We start from the raw sequence: 18,619 nt of genomic DNA, 5'->3' as shown, positions 1-18,619 counted from the left end.
ACAAGACTTACGAGATGTATTGCGCTATTTGAACGATCAAGACAGCGTGTTTGAGCATAATCAACAGTCAGAACCCTTTTTTATCCAAGTGGAGTGCTTAGATGATTGAACTCATTAAATCCTGGTATCGGGCCAAGTTTTCAGACCCTAACTCAGTGACCTTGTTGCTGATGCTGCTCGCGTTGGCTGCGCTGCTGTACTTTTTTGGGACTTTCATCATTCCTGTATTAGTGGCCATTGTGATCGCTTATTTACTGGACTGGCCGGTGACACGGTTACAGCGGGTGGTGCCAAGCAGACAGATGGCGACTAATTTGGTGATGCTGATCTTTGTCGGTGTGATGCTGGCACTGATGTTTGGTATTGTACCCGTGCTGTGGGCGCAGACCAGTAACCTGGTGCAAGAAGCCCCCACTATGATTGAAGAGGGCAAATATTACTTACTGCACTTACCCGATAACTATCCGAACCTGATCACCGCAGAACAGGTGCAAAACCTGGTGGGTGCGGTTGAAACAAAGTTGTTTGAATTTGGCCAGCAGGTCGTCTCTGCGTCACTAACATCGATTAAAGACGTGGTGGCCTGGCTGATTTATCTGGTGCTGGTGCCGCTGCTGGTGTTTTTTATGCTCAAAGACAAAAGCCAGCTCACGGCCGGTTTATTGCAGCTGGTACCAAAAGAAAGACGCCTCATTAATCAGGTCTGGGAAGAAATGGACCATCAGATCATGAATTACATTCGCGGCAAAGTGTTTGAAATTACCATTGTGGGCATATCCAGCTTTGTTGCTTTCACTGTGCTGGATTTGCGCTATGCGGCGCTGCTTGGCACGCTGGTTGGCTTCTCGGTTTTAATTCCCTTTATTGGTGCGGCTGTGGTGACCTTGCCGGTTGCCGCTGTGGCGCTATTTCAGTTTGGTTTAGCGCCGGAGTTTTGGACTGTCCTTGCCGTATATGGCGTGATCCAGGCACTGGATGGCAATGTGCTGGTGCCGTTACTGTTCTCTGAAGCGGTTGATCTGAATCCGGTATATATCATAGTCGCCGTGCTATTTTTTGGCGGTTTGTGGGGGTTTTGGGGGGTCTTTTTCGCCATTCCTCTGGCCTCGCTGGTAAAAGCACTGCTGAATGCCTGGTCTACACAACATCAGGAATATCTAGCCTCTGAGGCGGAATAAACACCTCTTTTAACAGGCGGTACGGCCGCACCGCCTGTGCTCTTCCCGTCGCTTCGCGAATGTTATCTTGTACCATTTTGGAATAACGAGCTTCATTTATACAGCAAATGATTATTATGCTTGCTCGGTCTTTTGTGTAGAATGGAATATGATATTCTATATTGTTATAAAGGAGCGCCGTGTGATCCAGTCTGAGCAAGACCAACTTATCTACCTCGATGCCAATGCCACTACGCCGGTATTACCCGAGATTGCCAAAGTCGTGGTACATACCATGCAGGTGTGTTTCGGCAACCCCTCGAGTGCCCACGTTACTGGTGTGCAAGCCAAGCACCTAATGGAAGAGGCGCGCAATAAAGGCAGAGAGGTGATAGGGGCGACCAGCGGCGAGCTGCTCTTCACCTCTGGTGCAACAGAAGGGATCCAAACGGCCATCGTTTCGGCTTTGAGTGATTATGTTCAGCACCATAGCGAGCGATATATAAATCCGGTTCTGATGTATGGCGCAACAGAGCATAAAGCGGTACCGAATACCCTGAAACACTGGAACCGGCTACTTGGATTGAATGCCGAGATCCTGGAGATACCGGTCGACTCGACAGGCTTGCTGGATCTGGACTTTATTGCTGAGCACATTGAGCAGGCGGTAATGATATGCACTATGGCGGCCAACAATGAAACCGGCATTAAGCAAGACCTTGGCAGACTTGAGCAAGTGATCCGCGAAGGGAACAGTCAAACAGCCTGGATGGTTGACTGTGTTCAGGCTTTGGGAAAATTGCCTCTGAAGCTATCACAAACCACGATAGATTACGCGCCGTTTTCTGGTCACAAGCTTTATGCACCAAAAGGGATCGGGTTTTTGTACATTCGCAGTGGCAGCCCTTACACACCCTTTATCGCCGGTGGTGGTCAGGAGTCGGGAATGCGCTCAGGCACAGAGAATATTCCCGGTATTGCTGCACTGAGTACACTGTTTGATATGTTACTGGATAAGGAAAACTCCCCGTTCAATCCGGTTGCACAGCTTGAGAAACATCGCAGCATGCTGGCTGACGCCGTTGAATCGACGTTTAAGCAAGTCACTTTTCACCACGATTTTGCGCTTTCAGTGCCCACCACACTGAACTTTTCGGTTGATCACCTCACCAGTAAAGAAGTGATTGATTTGCTAGATGCTGCGGGTATTCGGGTCAGCGGGGGCTCTGCCTGTAGCTCTGGCTCAAGTCGCAGTTTTGTACTGGATGCGATGAATGCATCCGACTGGCAAAGCGAAAATGCCATCAGGCTGTCATTTGGTCCTGCAGACAGCGAGGCGCAGATCCGCCGAGCATGTGACGCACTTAAAAGCCTGAAACCTATCCTGGAGAACAACTGTCTGGTGGTGTCAGATAGCACTGCACCGGAGCAGGAGGCCTGTGCTGTGGGTCTGACTCAGCTGCGTCATCAGGGAGCCTGTTGCTGGCTGTATGTTACACCTGATAAGCAGGCAGTGATTGTAGACCCCGTTCCTGAATTGGTTCCTCGTTTACAGCGCTTGCTTGATAAGCAGGGACTGGCTTGCAGGGCCGTGCTTAAAACCCACCTGAGTCAGTCGGCAGAGGATGCGGTGCACTTACTTGCCCACAACCTGGAGGATGACGAAGCGTTAGACGCATTTGGCTGGCCTGTGGATTGCGCAGAGGGGTTATTGCAGGGCACATTGGCAAAGTTGCCGGACATTGAGAGCGAGATTGAAAACCGCTGCTATTTATTAATGCAAGGTGAAGATGTGTCAGCCTGCTTTGCCGGTAAGTTATTACTGCCGCAAGGTTTGGGAGACAGTCAGGGGGATATGATGCGCGCCGCGGCAATGGCCGAGACTCTGTTACGTCTGAATGAACTGCTGGATGACAACAGCTTGATCTGTAGTGCGCTGGATTATCAGCAGTGCTTTGCAATTAACTGGCATGCTCAGGTGCAGATAAGTCCGTTGCTGGGTCGGCTATTAAATGGGGCATGTTCGACCGCTGAGTTTGTTGACCAAAAAGTCGGTATCGACAGCGACGTCAGTGCATTTAGGGAGCGTTTCCTCGATGCGCTGATTGATGCTGCGGTGCCTGCCGTGAAAGCGCTAAACCGCTCGGCAGCGCAAGACTGGCTGGCATGTCATAAAGGGGTGATCATTGATTGTCGTGAACCTTATGAGTCGGATGTGTCTCGGCGCGGGATCACGGATCTGTTCGGCAATCTGGCAACAGGGCGGGTGCTTAATATTCCACTGAGCAGAATGACGGACGTATTACGCAACGGGGCGCTGGATCCATCGCAACATTACCTGCTGGTATGTCGTACCGGTAATCGTTCTATGCAGGCAGGGCATACGCTGGCGTTGCTGGGTTTTGATCGGGTTGCCAATTTGCAAGGCGGGCTGGCATTAAATTAATGGATGGTTGCCCCGGTCAAACCGGGGCAAAGCCACTTACTGTGGTGCAGGTCCCGTACTTTCTCTGACCACCATGCTGGGTGTGAACGTGGTGATGATGTCTTTATCCTGATTGCGGCTGCCACGTGTTTTTGAAAACAACAGGCGTGCGGCGTGTTCAGAAATCACATCGTTTGCCTGATGGGCGGTGGTGAGCTTTGGCCAGGTCTGGCGAGAGAACGGAGAGTCTTCGAACCCGGAAATAGACAGCTGCGCCGGGATCTCAATGTTCATCAATCTCGCTGCAAACAACGCACCGGCGGCCACCTCATCGTTACCGCCCAAAATTGCGGTGATCTGTTTGCGATTGCCATCTTCAAGCAGGGCTTTTGCGCCTTGCACACCCGATTCAAAAGAGTAGGTGCCGTTGTGGACGAACGCTTCATTAAAGGCTATCTGATGGTCGGCTAGAGCTTGTTTGTAGCCCGCCAGACGCTCGGTGGTTGATTTGTGCTCTTCATCACCACAAACGAAAGCAATGTGCTTGTGTCCAAGTGTGATCAGATGTTCGGTGATTTCATACGCGGCGGCAAAGTCATCGACATAAATGCAGTTTCTTGCTTTTTCTGCGTCATCTTCATTATGTCCGGAAAGCAGCCTTACATAACTGACCCCCAGTTCGTCCAGCATGTCTATAATAGGTTGCTGTTCAGAGAGCGGCGGAGTCAGCACCAGGCCAGCCAGGCGAGAGCGTTTGATCATAGTGGCAATTTCTGCCTGCATGTCTTCTTGCTGCGCATTGCAGGGGTGGATCACCAGCTCATAGCCTTCTTCTTTGCAACGGGACAACACACCATTTTGCATGTCTATGATGTAGTAGGCATTGGGGTTGTCATAGACCAGACCGATGGCAAAAGATGACGTCCCCGCCAGGTTCCTTGCGGCAGTATTGGGTTGATAATTGAGCTCTTTCACGGCCAGCATCACCTGATCATAGGTTTTTTTGCGTACCGATGGTTCCTTGTTAATCACGCGCGATACGGTTTTCATCGATACGCCAGCGTGTTTTGCTACATCATTGATGGTTACTTTCATCTTGTTTTTCTTCTGTGAGAGAAGGTGGTACTATAATGTGTACAAGTGCCTAGCTGCGCACTTTTTAGCGCGATCATTGCGCATTCCTGATGACTTGTGCTCAGGTATTCACTCGGTATAGTCCGTGCCTTGATTTCATAAAATGATCATTTGCAGGTTCTAGTCTATCCAATTTGCTCTCAAATTAGCAGTAAAAATTCTACCAAATAAATTAATGATACCGGTGTCAAAAAGTCAAAATTGGGGTATTATGCGCAATGTAAAATTGAATATTAGCTATTTGACAGCGTTGTCATTTTAACTTATGTTTAACGCATTACACCGTCTAACACTTGTGATAATTACAATTTTTATTGTTTTGAAAACGCATCGTCACTAGGGGAATTTATATGAGTTGCCGTACACAACTACCGAGTTGGCAGGCTTTAACAACAGCATCAGAACAACTGAAGACACAACATCTTAAATCATTGTTTGAGCAAGATGTGACGAGATTTGAACAGTTCTCTCGTCAGATCCCGGGCTTGTTGTTTGACTTCTCTAAGCAACTTATTGATACAGATACCTTTACACAGTTGGTTAAGCTAGCTGAAGAATGTGATCTGGCCCAGTGGCGTGACAAGTTGTTTGCCGGTGAAAAGATCAATATCACTGAAGACCGTGCCGTATTGCACGTTGCACTGCGCAATCGTGGTAACACACCAATCTATGTCGATGGCGAAAACGTCATGGATCAGGTGAATAGCGAACTTGAAAAAATGAAGGTGTTCAGCCACAAAGTGCGCAGTGGCGACTGGTTGGGCTACACGGGCAAAGCAGTTAAAGACGTGGTTGCAATCGGCGTTGGCGGTTCAAACCTGGGTCCTCAGATGGTGACTGAAGCGCTGAGCGCTTATGCTGACGATACCCTTAACGTACATTATGTTTCTAATGTTGACGGTGTTCAGCTGGCTCAGGTGTTAGATAAAGTTTGCCCTGAAACCACCTTGTTTGTGATTTCGTCAAAAACCTTTACGACGTCAGAAACCATGACCAATGCGCGCTCTGCGGTTACCTGGTTCCTGAACGCTGCACAAAATGAAGCTGAAATTGCTAAGCACTTTGTTGCTGTGAGCACCAACCTTGAGAAAACACGTGCTTTCGGTATTAGCGACGAAAACGTATTCACCATGTGGGATTGGGTAGGTGGACGCTTCTCATTATGGAGCGCGATTGGCTTACCCATTGCCTTATATTTAGGTTATGACAAGTTCGAGGCCATCTTAGAAGGGGCTTACGAAGTTGATGAACATTTTAAAAATGCGTCTTTTGATCAGAATATTCCGCTGATCATGGCGTTACTGAGCGTCTGGAACACCAGTTTCCTTGGCTACCAGTCTCAGGCTATTTTGCCTTATGATCAGGCACTGCACATGCTGCCTGCTTATTTACAGCAGGGTGAAATGGAAAGTAACGGCAAACACGTGACCTTTGCCGGACAAACCGTGCCTTACACGACTGTGCCGCTGATCTGGGGCATGACGGGTATTAATGGTCAGCATGCTTTTTATCAGTGTCTGCATCAGGGGAATGTAATCGTCCCAGCTGACTTTATTGCGTCACTGAAACCGCAGCGCGACGTGGCCAAACACCATGATATTTTGCTGTCTAACTTTTTTGCTCAAACAGAAGCCCTGATGGCCGGTGTAAATGAGCAACAAGTACGCGCTGACTTGAGTGCAAAAGGTAAATCAGAAGCAGAAATTGAACGCCTGTTGCCGCATAAGATCCATGAAGGAAACCGACCTACTACATCCATGATTTTGGATGAAGTAGATGCTAAAGCGGTTGGGCGTCTTATCGCATTGTATGAGCATAAAATATTTTGTCAGGGCATTATACTTGAGGTTTGCTCATTTGATCAGTGGGGTGTTGAACTGGGTAAAGGCCTGGCAAGCGCCATTGAAGCAGAATTGACTCAGGATGGGGTAACACACCCACATGACAGCTCCACAGCCGGGCTGATTGCGTACTACAAACAAAACAGATAACAACCACAAGTGATTTGCGTGTGGTGTGCCTGAATTAATTTGGGCACAAGAGAAAAGAATACCTTTGAACGGGTAGCGCTGGAGTGCTTAGGGCCTGTATTTTTGTGAGAGGAATTACAGTGCCCCTAAGGCTCATTTTTTCAAATTTATTGGCCTTGTCACAACCGGTAAGTGGCAGGCGGGTAAACTGGCTTTAACAGCCAACGAGCAGTGACGGAGCAGACTCTTATTGGGGATGTATGACGTAGTCGTCACGACGAAGTGCATACATGGTTCAAACGGGTTACCCGTTACCACCCCCGACCTCACTGCGGCACAGCCCCATGGTTTCCTGACTGGCTCCATGTGCTGTGCATACGAATTCAAATCCAGCAAGAAAGCAGAGTTTGCTAGTCTGAACAGACTGGAAAACGGTTTTAACTAACGAGCGTGTGAGGCACTTTGGTGCTACGCGCCTAACCTTGTGAGACATAATTATGCTTAATCCTTTTGATATCGTAATTTTTGGTGGGGGCGGCGACTTAGCGTTACGAAAGTTGTTACCTGCAATGTATCGTGCGTATCAAGAAGGTAATTTACCTGAAGGCTCACGCGTACTTCCAACTGTCCGTGCAGAAGAACAAAAAGAACAATACCTTGCCACGGCTGAGCAGGCACTCCAGTCTCACCTTAGTGAGGGAGAGTATAACGCTAAAGATTGGCAGGCTTTTGCCCAGTTTTTAGTGCCTGTGGTCGTTAACGTGACCGAGGCCGATGACAACTGGGACGCTCTGAAAGACATTCTCGATGCTGACGGCGAAGACAAATCGCGTGTATTCTATTTATCTTTGCCGCCTGCGGTTTACGGTACCTGTTGTGAGCTGTTGTCACAAAAGGGACTGATCACAGACAACTCCCGCGTGGTGGTAGAAAAGCCGATTGGCTATTGTGGCAAATCGGCAGAAGAAATTAACGGTAAGATTGCCCAGTTCTTCGATGAGAACCAGATCTTCCGTATCGACCACTACTTAGGTAAAGAAACCGTACAGAATTTGATGGCACTGCGTTTTGCTAACGCCTTGTTTGAAAACCTCTGGGATGCCAAATCAATCGACAATATCCAGATCAGTATCTCTGAGACGGTGGGTCTTGAGAGCCGAGCTGGGTTTTATGATAAAGCCGGCGCTCTGCGCGACATGGTACAGAACCACTTATTGCAGCTTTTATGCCTGGTGGCGATGGAGTCTCCGTCAAAGCTGAATGCGAACAGCATTCGTGCTGAAAAGCTCAAGGTACTAGAAGCGCTGCGTCCTTTGGTTGGCGAAGATGTTGACGATAACGTGGTGCGTGGTCAGTACGTGCCGGGCGACCTGAACGGCAAGCTGGTCCCGGGTTATCTGGAAGAGCTAGGCGAAGGGTCCAGCACCACAGAAACCTTTGTGGCTATCCGTGCGCATATCGATAACTGGCGTTGGGCTGGTGTACCTTTTTACCTGAGAACGGGCAAGCGCATGAAAAAGCGCTGTGCGGAAATTGTGGTTGAATATAAGCCGGTTTCTCACAATGTATATGGTCCAAGTGTGGGCCCAATTCAGCCTAACCGCCTTGAGATCCGTTTGCAGCCGGAAGAAAGTATCCAGCTAACACTGATGTCTAAGCGCCTGGATAATCTGGAGATGCAACTGGAACCTGTGACGCTGAATATCGAGCTGAGTCAGCAATACAGTAAAGGTTTTCATTCAGATGCCTACAAGCGCCTGATGCTGGATGCCGCGGCAAATAATCCGGCGTTATTCATTCATCGTGATGAAGTAAGAGAAGCCTGGCAGTGGATTGACCCCATTATCGCGCGCTGGCAAGAAAAAGGCACCCCTTCGCTTTATCGTGCCGGCTCATGGGGCCCTGAGGCCGCTGATGAGCTGCTGGAAGAGAATAATCATGCCTGGTTTAACGTGGGAGAGAAAGCATAATGGCACAGCTGAACGAACAGTTTTTTGACAGTAAAGACGCAATGACCGCACAGCTGGCTGAGCTTTTGAGCAGCACGTTGAGCGATGCGATTACCACCGATGGCCGTGCGACTATGCTGGTATCGGGTGGTTCGTCGCCGGCACCTGCATACCGACACTTGTCAAACCTGCCTTTGGCCTGGGATAAGGTCACTGTGGCTATGGTTGATGAGCGTTGGGTTGACGCCGAGCATGAAAAGTCTAATGAAGCTTTCATCAACTCGACACTGTTACAAAACGAAGCAAGTGGTGCTGAGTTCGTGACCATGAAAAACGCCGCAGCCACGGCGCAAGCAGGTCAGGATGAATGCGAAAGCGCCTATGCGGCATTAAAAGCTCCGTTTGATATCACTATCCTTGGCATGGGCCCGGACGGGCACACTGCGTCATTGTTCCCGCATGCACAAGGGCTGGAGCAGGCACTGCAAACGTCTGAGCTGGTGTGTGCCATCAATGCAAAGCAAAGTGAAGTCACGGGCAGTATTACAGAGCGCATGAGCTTGACGCTGGCTGGTATTGCTAATACTAAGCATGCCGTACTCTTGATCAGCGGCGAGGCAAAACGCGCGGTATACGAAGAAGCCAAGCAACCAGGCTCTGAGCTCGACATTCCGTTGCGCGCGGTGTTAAATCACCCTGAGCTAACGCTTAGCGTGTTTTGGTGCCCTTAATTAGCCAAACAGAATTACAACAGACAAAAAGCACGCTTCGGCGTGCTTTTTTAATGGATTGAATTCGGAAACTCGAGCGTGTGTTTTAAAATTGAAAAGAGAGGCTGTGTTGCCTCTCTTTTTCTATTAATTACAGGGAATTGATAAATACCAGCGCAATGGCCAGCGGACAGACAAAGCGGATATACCAGGGCCAGATCCGCCAGAAAACAGATGACGCGACTTCCGGGTGGCCTTCCTGAATTTCGCTCAGTAACTTCTTACGGTGCCAGATCCAGCCAACGAAAATACAGCACAGCATGCCAAGCAGGGGTTGACCGAATTGCGTGGTCAGCTGCACAACCAGGCCAAACAGAGCTGAGAAGTTCAGAATGATTGTCACGCTTACGGTTGCGATGATACCGCCAATGATCCAGGTTGCCTGCGTTCTGGCCAGTGCAAATTTTTCGACAGCATAAGATACCGGGGCTTCAAGCATCGAAATAGAGCTGGTGAGCGCTGCAATGCTCATCAGGGCAAAGAAAGCAAAGCCAACAAAGACACCCACACCGCCCATGCCTTCAAACAAGGCTGGTAATACCTGGAATACTAACGTGTCTTCAGACAGCAGCTGGCCGCTTGATGAGAAAATTTCGACGCCCTGAGCCTGTGCCACATACATAGCAGGAATGATCAGCAGGCCCGCAACAAAGGCAATAAACACATCAATCAGCGTGACGTATGCCCCCAGAGAAACAAGGTTTTCCTGCTTACTGATGTAAGAACCATAAATGATCATGACACTGGTACCCAGCGACAACGAGAAAAATGCCTGACCGAGCGCACTGACCAGCAAACCCGGGTCTAGCAGCGAAGAAAAATCAGGCACCAGATAGGCTTTTAAACCCGTCGTTGCCCCTTCCTGAGTCAGCACATAAGCAATCAACGAAAATAAAATGACCAGCAGCGCAGGCATCAGGCGTTTGGACCATTTTTCTATGCCATTTTCGACGCCTTTACTGATGATAGAGATAGTCAGAGCCACGAAGATGAGCGTAAAGCTGAGATCTCTTACCAGAGACTGCTCTGACAGCCACTGTGCAGCACCAGCTGCGCCTACTGTTGTTGCGACCGGCTCCAGAGTGGCGCTGAGCATCCAGCCTGCCACGATGGCATAAAAGCTTAAGATCAGTCCGGCACAGATAATGCCACCAAACCCGACGAAAAATGCAAATTTCTTTTGCACCGGGTTGTTGCCCAGTTTTTGTAGTGAAGACACCGCGTTTGCCTGACCATGGCGACCAATCACCAGCTCAGCCATCAATGCGGGATAAGCCAGACAAAACGCCAGGATCAAATACATCAATACAAAAGCGGCACCGCCGTTACTGGCGGTTTGAGTTGGGAAACCCCAAATGTTTCCCAGGCCAACAGCTGAGCCCGCTGCTGCCATTATGAATCCGAAGCGAGAGCTGAACTCTCCGCGCACACTGCTCATATTCTTATACTTCTCATTTTTAAAGACGGCGGCAACAATCTACTGTAATTAAAAGGAAATAAAAAGGCCTAAATTGCTTTGATCTAACACAAGTTTTTGCGCAAATTCTAAGCGTAATCCGAAAAATCCAGTGCTGTGCTCGCCATTCGTTAGTATCTAGCTGATTTATAGCACAAATCTAACGCTTGTCAGTCAGCCTTGACAGTATTTCTTGGTGCTTTACAGGGAAACGTCAAGGTGAATTTGGCGCCGCCAAGCAGGTCGGATCTGCTAACTCTGGCCCGGCCATGGTGCCAGTCGACCACTTTTGCAACAATGGCCAGGCCGAGGCCATAGCTCTTACCGGCCCGGTTTCGATGTCCCTGCTCCTGGAAAAAAGGATCGAATACCTTAGCCCAGTTTTCTTCCTCAATACCAGGCCCATCATCTTCTACACGTATTTCAATCTGATGATCCAATTGCTGGGCGCTGACGATGATTTGTTTATCAGCAAAATCGCAGGCATTGCTCAGTAAATTAGAGATGGCTCTGGCCAGCCAGTGCGGATCGGCATCCATTTGCAAGTGTGCAGGGACAGAGACGCTGGCATTGATTTGTTTGTTGGTCAATTTAGGGGCCATCTGCTCAACGACATTGCGAATATAGCCGTCCAGCTCTGTCGGGGCGAACTTGAGCAGGTGTGATTTTTGTTCAAGGGTGGCAAAGGCTAAATAACTGGCCAGCATATTTTCCATCTGATCAAGATCTTTCTCCATACGATGCATCAGAGCGTGGACCTGCTCGATGTCATCTTCCTCAAACGCGGCATCAAAACCAAACCGTAAACAGGCAACCGGGGTGCGAATGTCGTGAGACAGGCTCGACGCCATGAGTTTGTTCTCAGCTAGCAGCTTTTCTATCTGGTTGGCCATGCGGTTAAAGGTCAGTTCCAGATCTTTAATATAGGTGAAGTGATTTACTTCGATACGGGCACTTAAATTACCACTGGCAAACTGTTTAGCGACACTCACCAGCACGGTAAGCCGTTTAGCAAGCGGTGCCAGGATAACCCACATGAAGGTGCAAATGCCGGCATAAAATGCCAGTGTCAAAAACACATCGGAATCATATTGCTCGGGGGGCTTTTCAAGCCTCAGTTCAAGGTAGTCTGGTGCCAGTGACGGGGCTGATTTAAGCAGGTAATAGCCTATATCATCCTCAAGCAGTAAGCCCTCTGGCTGCATCATTTGGTTTTTGAGCTCCACAGGTAATGCCAGAGAGTCCCCGGAGCTGTAGGTAATGGGCAGGTCAAAATCTTTACTCACTTGCTCCATATAGGCCGCCCGCAGTGTCTCAGGTATGGAGGCACTTTGGTTGGTAACGCCATACAGTAGCTTGGCCTGCCAGGCAAAGGCGTCTTCTGCGGGCTCAGCTTGCTGGCTTAGGGTGTCAAGTAACCAGCCTAGCACCACAATTGAGATCAGCGCACTTGCGAGCAGGTAAAGATAGAGCTTTCTCATCCATTACTCCAAAGATAAGTACCGTTGCATCAGGCAGGGGAGAAGAGAGGCTTAGGCCCGCACCATTGTGAGCGGGCCATCAGGTAGCAATGTGGCTTACCAGGCCGAAGGCACAAGTAGATAGCCTTTTCCCCAGATTGTTTTGATCTTTTCCGGGTTCTGAGGGTCATCGCCAAACTTTTTACGCAATGCCGAGATAAGCACATCGACGCTGCGATCCAGGCCATCGTATTCACGGCCTTTCGTCGCTTTAAATACCGCATCCCGAGACACAACCTCGCCAGCGTTACTGGCCAGGAAGTGCAGCAACAGGTACTCGGCGCTGGAGACATTGACTTCCTGCTCTGCCACGATGACTTTGCGTGCCTGCGTATCAATGCGTAGATTCCCGACATTGAGCATCAGCGCATTGGCATCTGAATTTGATTCATTATCTTGAGAAACACGCATATTAGCCTTGATCCGCGCCAGCAAAGCACGTGGCCGGACAGGTTTAATGACATAATCACTGGCACCGACTTCGAGTCCAATGACTTCGTCCATCTCTTCGTCTTTTGCTGTCAGCATTATGATGGGCTTGCTATAAAACTGGCGCAACTCGCGACACACACTGATGCCATCTTGCCCGGGCAACATGATATCCAGCAACACCAGATCTGGCTCATGTTGCTTGACCATACCGACAACCTGGTCACCGCGATAACAACACTCTGTGGTGTAGCCCTGATTGTTCAGGTAATCGGCAACCCACTGAGCGAGTGACTCGTCATCTTCAACCAACAAAATTGTGCCGTATTGCTCCATTTGACTTCTCCTTTATTGCGCTTGCCTTGCATGCTGCCGGCCAAGACGTTCATTATTTTGCTTGAATTATGTTCTTGACTGCAATTATAAGTACGAATCACGTAAAAAGTGTAATTAAGTGTGTGTTCTTGTTTAATAACCTCAGTTAAAGCAAGACATTAAGTTTTTCTATCAGACCCTTGCTGAGATAATGCATCATATCGCTGGTTAGTGCGCTCACCTCTGTTTTGTTACAAGCTCCCGCTGTTTTGACCAGAGGAGATATTTGCGACTCTACCTGATAAGGCGGGATTTTCACGCTTTGGTTATATCGGGCACGACGCGCTTCTTCCTGATTTTGCTCAACGATATAGGAAATGACGGCGTGCTCATTGGCCACTTTTTCAGTTTCTGTAAATGTGTATTGTAGTGGAATACCCTGATACCCGGCACTGTTGATGGACGATTTGGCAAACCATATCACATCGGATGATGATTTATGCGTCAGTCGCATACTTAACGATGCAATGATATTACTGCATTGTTTGCTTGGAATGGTCTGAGCGAGCTGCGCTATATAGGGGTGCGGATCTTCGGGCTTATTTAACACATAGACCTTGTCTTTACCAAATGACAGGTCCAGTTGTTGAACCACCAGGTGGTAGTCGCTGCTTTTTTGTGCGACCACGGTCAAACCTTTGTCTTTTAACAATTGGATAATCTGCTTACGCAAAGTATCCGTCATGCTCACTTTACTGGTATCTATGTACACCGTATTGCCACTTTTGACTGGGTGAGCGGGCAGCTGCACGGATTTGATCCGGGCAGACTCGAGTTCGGTACTGTATGATATTTGATAAACCGACTTGGTTAATAGCGGCTTTTTCGGCACGTCCAGTTTGGGCGCCATTGGCGGTGTTGCAATACACCCTGTCAGTCCGGCCAAGGCAATAATTGAAAGCAAACAGCGCATGACTTATACCTCTAAATTTAGTTTTATAGATCAGCACTTAGCTGCATTAAAACACGACAAATTCTTTGGTACGCTCCAAAGGGTGAGACAGAAAAGTTTCTGTGTTCAGCCTGGATTGTCTGCGTGAGCAGTACCAAACTTCATGATATTATGTGCAGCGTGTTAATGAATCGGATCATTATGAAGTCACTGCATCACCTTATTATTCTTGCTTTCGCACTGACGACTTGCGTCGTTCAGGCTGACCCAGGCAGCGAGCAGCAGCGCTGGGAGCAATTTGTGAACGCATATTCTAAGCAACTCAAACAAAAACTAAAAGAAAAATCGATACCGGGCGCTGCTTTGAGCATTGTGCACCGCCAGCATGGCGATCATATTGCCGGGTTGGGGAAAACCAAAGTAAGAAAAGGGCGCCAGGTCACAGCCAATACCCGTTTTCGCCTGGCCTCGGTGTCTAAAACCTTTGCCGGTTCACTCACCGCTAAGTTGGCAGCGCAAGGGATACTCAACCTGGAAGATACCGTTGCTCAGCATTTGCCTATTTTCAGTGAAAGTGCCTACGGCAAGGCAAAATTATATCACTTACTCAGCCACTCCAGTGGTCTGGTGCCTAATGCCTATGACAATCTGATTGAGTCTCGGATGACGTATGACAAAATTTATCCACGACTGGTCGACGTAGAGCATATTTGCCGGCCCGGGATTTGTTATGGTTATCAAAACGTCATGTTTAGCCTGATTGGCGATGTGATAGCGCAAACCACACAGCTGAGTTATGAAGCCTGGCTTGAACACTTTTTCTTTGCTCCGTTAGGGATGAAAGATGCAGGCTTAGGGCATACACACATGACCCGCGATGATAATTTTGCCGCGCCCCATGTGCGTGGTACTAAACGCTGGCACACCGCAAAGCTCAAACCGCATTATTATAAAGTTGCCCCTGCTGCGGGTGTGAACGCCAGCGCCGCAGATATGAGCCAATGGCTTAAGGCACAACTGGGGATTTATCCATCGGTATTATCGCTGGACGCGTTAACCATTCAGTCTCGTCCTTATACCCGCACTAAGCGAGAACTCCGCAGAAGGGTATGGCGTAATTATGTAGAGCAGGCGCATTACGGCTTGGGCTGGCGTATTTATAGCTTTTCTGGTGAACTCATGTATTACCACAGTGGCTGGGTTCAGGGATACAGAACGGATATTGCGGTATTGCCGGAGTTAGGAATTGGCTTTAGTTTGCTGCTGAACGCTGAAAGTGGCGTTATCAACGGCCTGAGTACCGAGTTTATTCGTCAGGCCATTGAATTTAGCAGGGCTGCCAAAGCACAATCTGATACTTAGACAGCCAGCCTGTGCTATTGGCGAGGCAGCTGGATTTTTTTATCTTCGCTTTGGCGATACAAAACGACGATGTGGCCAATCGCCTGAACTTTGTGAGCACCTGTTTCACGCGCGATGGCGTCGAAGATCAGTTGCTTGGTTTCGCGATCATTGGTCGGTACTTTTACTTTGATGAGCTCGTGGATGTCTAAACATTGCTCAATCTCTAACAGAACTCCTTCTGTTAGCCCGTTGCCACCGAGCAAAACAACGGGTTTTAGGTCATGTGCTAACCCTTTTAGGTACTGCTTCTGTTTATTTGATAATGTCATATTGATACAATTTACTAATTAAGGCTTGAATTACCGCTATTCTAACGCCATCTAAAGAATATTACTAATGAGTTGCAGTTAATATGGCAAATAAAAAGCACTCAGCGAGCTCTAAGCGCTGGTTAAAAGAACATGTTGAAGATCCGTATGTTCATGAGGCACAAAAACGGGGCTATCGCTCTCGTGCCGTTTTCAAACTGGAAGAGATACAACAGAAAGATAAGTTGTTCAAACCGGGCATGCATGTTGTTGATTTAGGTGCAGCACCGGGGAGCTGGTCTCAGTATTTGGCTGAGCAAGTTGGTGATAAGGGTGAGGTGATTGCCTGCGACATCTTACCTATGGACTCACTGCCAGGCGTGGCATTTTTGCAAGGTGACTTCCGTGAAGAAGCCGTGCTTAATGCCTTGTTAGACAGAATTGGCGGTAAAAATATCGATGTGGTATGTTCGGACATGGCACCCAATATGAGTGGCAACACTGTGATTGACCAGGCGGGAAGCATGTATCTGGTTGAGCTGGCATTTGATATGTGTCACCAGGTACTCAAACCTAACGGTGCTTTTGCTGTGAAGGTATTTCAGGGTGAAGGCTTTGATCAGTTTGTGCAGGACGTGCGTAATGCTTTTAAAGTGGTTAAGATCCGCAAGCCAAAAGCGTCTCGTCCTCGATCCCGTGAAGTATATATAGTGGCGACGGGCTACAAACTGTAGTACAGTTGAAACGCTTTTAAGACGAATTTGAATTATTTTAGATACAAGAGGTTAACCCCTTGAGCGATATGGCGAAGAACTTAATACTCTGGTTGGTGATAGCAGTCGTGCTAATGACCGTGTTTCAGAGCTTCAATGGTGGCGAACAAGCAGATCGCCAGACTAGTTACACTCAGTTTGTGAACGAAGTGCGTAGCGGTGTTGTCCGCGATGTCAACATCGACCGGACAGCTGGCACAATTACAGGGATCAAAAACAATGGTGAGCGCTTCCAAACCATTATGCCATTGTACGATGATGACCTGATCAACGATTTACTTAAAAACGATGTAAACGTAAAAGGGGTTGCGCCAGAAGAGCAATCTTTCCTGGCTAACATTTTTATTTCCTGGTTCCCGATGCTGTTGCTAATCGGTGTATGGATTTTCTTCATGCGTCAGATGCAAGGCGGTGGTGGCAAAGGCGCGATGTCATTTGGTAAGAGTAAGGCGCGTCTGATGGGCGAAGATCAGGTTAAAACGACGTTCGCCGACGTCGCAGGCTGTGATGAAGCAAAAGAAGACGTTACCGAATTGGTCGACTTCCTGCGTGACCCATCTAAGTTCCAGAAGCTGGGCGGTAACATTCCTAAAGGCGTGTTAATGGTAGGTCCTCCGGGTACGGGTAAAACCTTACTGGCTAAAGCAGTGGCTGGCGAGGCGAAAGTGCCATTCTTTACCATTTCCGGTTCTGACTTCGTAGAAATGTTTGTTGGTGTGGGTGCTTCGCGTGTGCGAGACATGTTCGACCAGGCTAAGAAAGCCGCACCATGTATCATCTTTATTGACGAAATCGATGCGGTAGGTCGTAAACGTGGTGCTGGCATGGGTGGCGGTCACGATGAGCGTGAGCAAACGCTGAACCAAATGCTGGTTGAAATGGATGGCTTTGAAGGTAACGAAGGTATCATAGTTATTGCTGCGACAAACCGTCCGGACGTACTTGACCCGGCATTGCTTCGCCCCGGTCGTTTTGACCGTCAGGTTGTGGTTGGCTTACCTGATGTCCGTGGTCGTGAGCAAATCCTGAACGTTCACATGCGTAAAGTACCGCTTGACGAAAATGTTGAGGCATCTGTGATTGCACGTGGTACGCCTGGCTTCTCGGGTGCCGATCTGGCAAACCTGGTTAACGAGGCTGCGCTATTTGCGGCTCGCGGTAATAAGCGTAAAGTCAGCATGGCTGAGTTTGATGCTGCGAAAGACAAAATCATGATGGGCGCCGAGCGCAAGTCTATGGTTATGTCTGAGAAAGAAAAAGAAATGACTGCCTACCATGAAGCGGGTCACGCCATCGTAGGTCGTTTGGTCCCAGAACATGATCCGGTGTACAAAGTGTCTATTATTCCACGTGGTCGAGCCTTGGGTGTCACTATGTACCTGCCGGAGCAAGACAGGGTAAGCCACTCTAAAGAGCACCTGGAGTCAATGCTATCGAGCTTGTATGGTGGTCGTATCGCGGAAGCCATTATCTATGGTGATGACAAAGTAACGACGGGAGCCAGTAATGACATTGAACGGGCTACCGACATTGCGCGTAAGATGGTCACGCAATGGGGCTTAAGCCCTAAATTGGGTCCTCAGATGTACATGGAAGAGCAAGGTGAAATGTTCATGGGTGGTGGTTCATCACGCATGGCAGGTGTGTCTGATGAAACAGCTAAACTAATTGACGCTGAAATTAAAGACTTTGTATCTCGCAACTACAACAGAGCGGAGCAAATTCTGAAAGACAACATGGACATTCTGCATGCAATGAAGGACGCATTGATGAAGTACGAAACAATCGATGCGGGCCAGATTGACGACTTGATGGAAAGAAAAGAAGTTCGTCCACCCAGAGATGCCCATGACCGTAAGCCAACAGACAGTGGTAATACGGGCGCTTCTGCTGGCACTAGTAGCGACGCTGAAAAAAGCGACAATACATCGGTGTCAGGATCTGAGCTTGATGACAAGCTGTGATTTAAGCTAAAATTGAATCAATGAAAACCCCGGCTTTAGCCGGGGTTTTTTTATAGGCTAAGCCCCATACCTGCTCACATATTGGGCATGAGTATCTCACGCCGCTTCGTGCTCAGTTGCACGATAGCGAATTTGCTTAATTAAGTGTTCTAT

The 18,619-nt window shown here is 48.6% G+C and carries 14 protein-coding genes; 8 read left to right on the top strand and 6 right to left on the bottom strand.

The window, feature by feature from the left end; translation table 11 throughout:
- Positions 1–101 precede the first annotated feature (101 nt).
- Both TW77_RS06800 and TW77_RS06795 read left to right on the top strand, forming a co-directional pair.
- Positions 102–1,178: an AI-2E family transporter gene (locus TW77_RS06800; RefSeq protein WP_046004225.1), complete on the top strand. Its 1,077-nt coding sequence runs from the start codon at positions 102–104 to the stop codon at positions 1,176–1,178.
- Between the two features lie 148 nt (positions 1,179–1,326).
- A complete protein-coding gene (locus TW77_RS06795; protein ID WP_046004224.1) occupies positions 1,327–3,603 on the top strand; it encodes an aminotransferase class V-fold PLP-dependent enzyme in 2,277 nt (758 codons plus the stop codon).
- Between the two features lie 36 nt (positions 3,604–3,639).
- Here TW77_RS06795 and TW77_RS06790 read toward each other — a convergent pair whose 3' ends face one another.
- Positions 3,640–4,677, bottom strand: a complete 1,038-nt coding sequence (locus TW77_RS06790) for a LacI family DNA-binding transcriptional regulator (RefSeq protein WP_046004223.1) — start codon at positions 4,675–4,677, stop codon at positions 3,640–3,642.
- Positions 4,678–5,066: 389 nt separating this feature from the next.
- Here TW77_RS06790 and pgi point away from each other — a divergent pair, with 389 nt between their 5' ends.
- The 3 genes from pgi (at position 5,067) to pgl (ending at position 9,366) form a co-directional block, all read left to right on the top strand.
- Positions 5,067–6,707: a glucose-6-phosphate isomerase gene (pgi, locus tag TW77_RS06785; RefSeq protein WP_046004222.1), complete on the top strand. Its 1,641-nt coding sequence runs from the start codon at positions 5,067–5,069 to the stop codon at positions 6,705–6,707.
- 476 nt (positions 6,708–7,183) lie between these two features.
- Positions 7,184–8,656 carry a glucose-6-phosphate dehydrogenase gene (zwf, locus tag TW77_RS06780; RefSeq protein WP_046004221.1) on the top strand — a complete coding sequence of 491 codons (1,473 nt, stop codon included), beginning with the start codon at positions 7,184–7,186 and terminating at the stop codon, positions 8,654–8,656.
- Entirely contained in the window at positions 8,656–9,366 is a 711-nt protein-coding gene (gene pgl, locus TW77_RS06775) for a 6-phosphogluconolactonase (protein WP_046004220.1), read from the top strand. Before zwf ends, pgl begins: the two co-directional genes overlap by 1 nt.
- 130 nt (positions 9,367–9,496) lie before the next feature.
- On the opposite strand, the gene TW77_RS06770 is transcribed toward pgl, so the two are convergent.
- The 4 genes from TW77_RS06770 to TW77_RS06755 form a co-directional block, all read right to left on the bottom strand.
- Complete coding sequence (locus TW77_RS06770) at positions 9,497–10,843, bottom strand: sodium-dependent transporter (RefSeq protein ID WP_046004219.1); 1,347 nt, start codon at positions 10,841–10,843, stop codon at positions 9,497–9,499.
- Between the two features lie 188 nt (positions 10,844–11,031).
- Entirely contained in the window at positions 11,032–12,342 is a 1,311-nt protein-coding gene (locus TW77_RS06765) for a sensor histidine kinase (protein ID WP_046004218.1), read from the bottom strand.
- A 96-nt stretch (positions 12,343–12,438) separates the two neighbouring features.
- Positions 12,439–13,146: a response regulator transcription factor gene (locus tag TW77_RS06760; protein WP_046004217.1), complete on the bottom strand. Its 708-nt coding sequence runs from the start codon at positions 13,144–13,146 to the stop codon at positions 12,439–12,441.
- A 145-nt stretch (positions 13,147–13,291) separates the two neighbouring features.
- Positions 13,292–14,098, bottom strand: coding sequence for a hypothetical protein (locus TW77_RS06755; protein WP_046004216.1), 807 nt, complete (start codon positions 14,096–14,098; stop codon positions 13,292–13,294).
- 180 nt (positions 14,099–14,278) lie between these two features.
- On the opposite strand from TW77_RS06755, the gene TW77_RS06750 reads away from it, so the two are divergent.
- Positions 14,279–15,439, top strand: a complete 1,161-nt coding sequence (locus TW77_RS06750) for a serine hydrolase domain-containing protein (RefSeq protein WP_046004215.1) — start codon at positions 14,279–14,281, stop codon at positions 15,437–15,439.
- A gap of 14 nt (positions 15,440–15,453) precedes the next feature.
- Here the strand turns inward: TW77_RS06750 and yhbY are convergent, their stop codons facing one another.
- Entirely contained in the window at positions 15,454–15,750 is a 297-nt protein-coding gene (yhbY, locus tag TW77_RS06745) for a ribosome assembly RNA-binding protein YhbY (RefSeq protein ID WP_046004214.1), read from the bottom strand.
- Between the two features lie 83 nt (positions 15,751–15,833).
- On the opposite strand from yhbY, the gene rlmE reads away from it, so the two are divergent.
- Both rlmE and ftsH read left to right on the top strand, forming a co-directional pair.
- Complete coding sequence (gene rlmE, locus TW77_RS06740) at positions 15,834–16,463, top strand: 23S rRNA (uridine(2552)-2'-O)-methyltransferase RlmE (RefSeq protein WP_046004213.1); 630 nt, start codon at positions 15,834–15,836, stop codon at positions 16,461–16,463.
- Between the two features lie 68 nt (positions 16,464–16,531).
- Entirely contained in the window at positions 16,532–18,466 is a 1,935-nt protein-coding gene (ftsH, locus tag TW77_RS06735) for an ATP-dependent zinc metalloprotease FtsH (RefSeq protein ID WP_046004212.1), read from the top strand.
- Positions 18,467–18,619: the final 153 nt, after the last annotated feature.

Source organism: Pseudoalteromonas rubra (assembly GCF_000967655.1).
GTDB classification, from domain to species: Bacteria; Pseudomonadota; Gammaproteobacteria; order Enterobacterales; family Alteromonadaceae; genus Pseudoalteromonas; species Pseudoalteromonas rubra_A.
The sequence above is the reverse complement of the archived record's forward strand: the minus strand, read 5'-3'. Positions and strand labels throughout refer to the sequence as shown.

What these genes read in the sequence shown, in the direction of transcription:
- zwf (WP_046004221.1), top strand. Translation starts at nt 7,184, where the DNA reads ATGCTTAATCCTTTTGATATCGTAATTTTTGGTGGGGGCGGCGACTTA.
- TW77_RS06760 (WP_046004217.1), bottom strand. Translation starts at nt 13,146, where the DNA reads ATGGAGCAATACGGCACAATTTTGTTGGTTGAAGATGACGAGTCACTC.
- TW77_RS06795 (WP_046004224.1), top strand. Translation starts at nt 1,327, where the DNA reads ATGATATTCTATATTGTTATAAAGGAGCGCCGTGTGATCCAGTCTGAG.
- TW77_RS06800 (WP_046004225.1), top strand. Translation starts at nt 102, where the DNA reads ATGATTGAACTCATTAAATCCTGGTATCGGGCCAAGTTTTCAGACCCT.
- yhbY (WP_046004214.1), bottom strand. Translation starts at nt 15,750, where the DNA reads ATGACATTATCAAATAAACAGAAGCAGTACCTAAAAGGGTTAGCACAT.
- TW77_RS06765 (WP_046004218.1), bottom strand. Translation starts at nt 12,342, where the DNA reads ATGAGAAAGCTCTATCTTTACCTGCTCGCAAGTGCGCTGATCTCAATT.
- TW77_RS06755 (WP_046004216.1), bottom strand. Translation starts at nt 14,098, where the DNA reads ATGCGCTGTTTGCTTTCAATTATTGCCTTGGCCGGACTGACAGGGTGT.
- pgi (WP_046004222.1), top strand. Translation starts at nt 5,067, where the DNA reads ATGAGTTGCCGTACACAACTACCGAGTTGGCAGGCTTTAACAACAGCA.
- TW77_RS06790 (WP_046004223.1), bottom strand. Translation starts at nt 4,677, where the DNA reads ATGAAAGTAACCATCAATGATGTAGCAAAACACGCTGGCGTATCGATG.
- rlmE (WP_046004213.1), top strand. Translation starts at nt 15,834, where the DNA reads ATGGCAAATAAAAAGCACTCAGCGAGCTCTAAGCGCTGGTTAAAAGAA.
- TW77_RS06770 (WP_046004219.1), bottom strand. Translation starts at nt 10,843, where the DNA reads ATGAGCAGTGTGCGCGGAGAGTTCAGCTCTCGCTTCGGATTCATAATG.
- TW77_RS06750 (WP_046004215.1), top strand. Translation starts at nt 14,279, where the DNA reads ATGAAGTCACTGCATCACCTTATTATTCTTGCTTTCGCACTGACGACT.
- pgl (WP_046004220.1), top strand. Translation starts at nt 8,656, where the DNA reads ATGGCACAGCTGAACGAACAGTTTTTTGACAGTAAAGACGCAATGACC.
- ftsH (WP_046004212.1), top strand. Translation starts at nt 16,532, where the DNA reads ATGGCGAAGAACTTAATACTCTGGTTGGTGATAGCAGTCGTGCTAATG.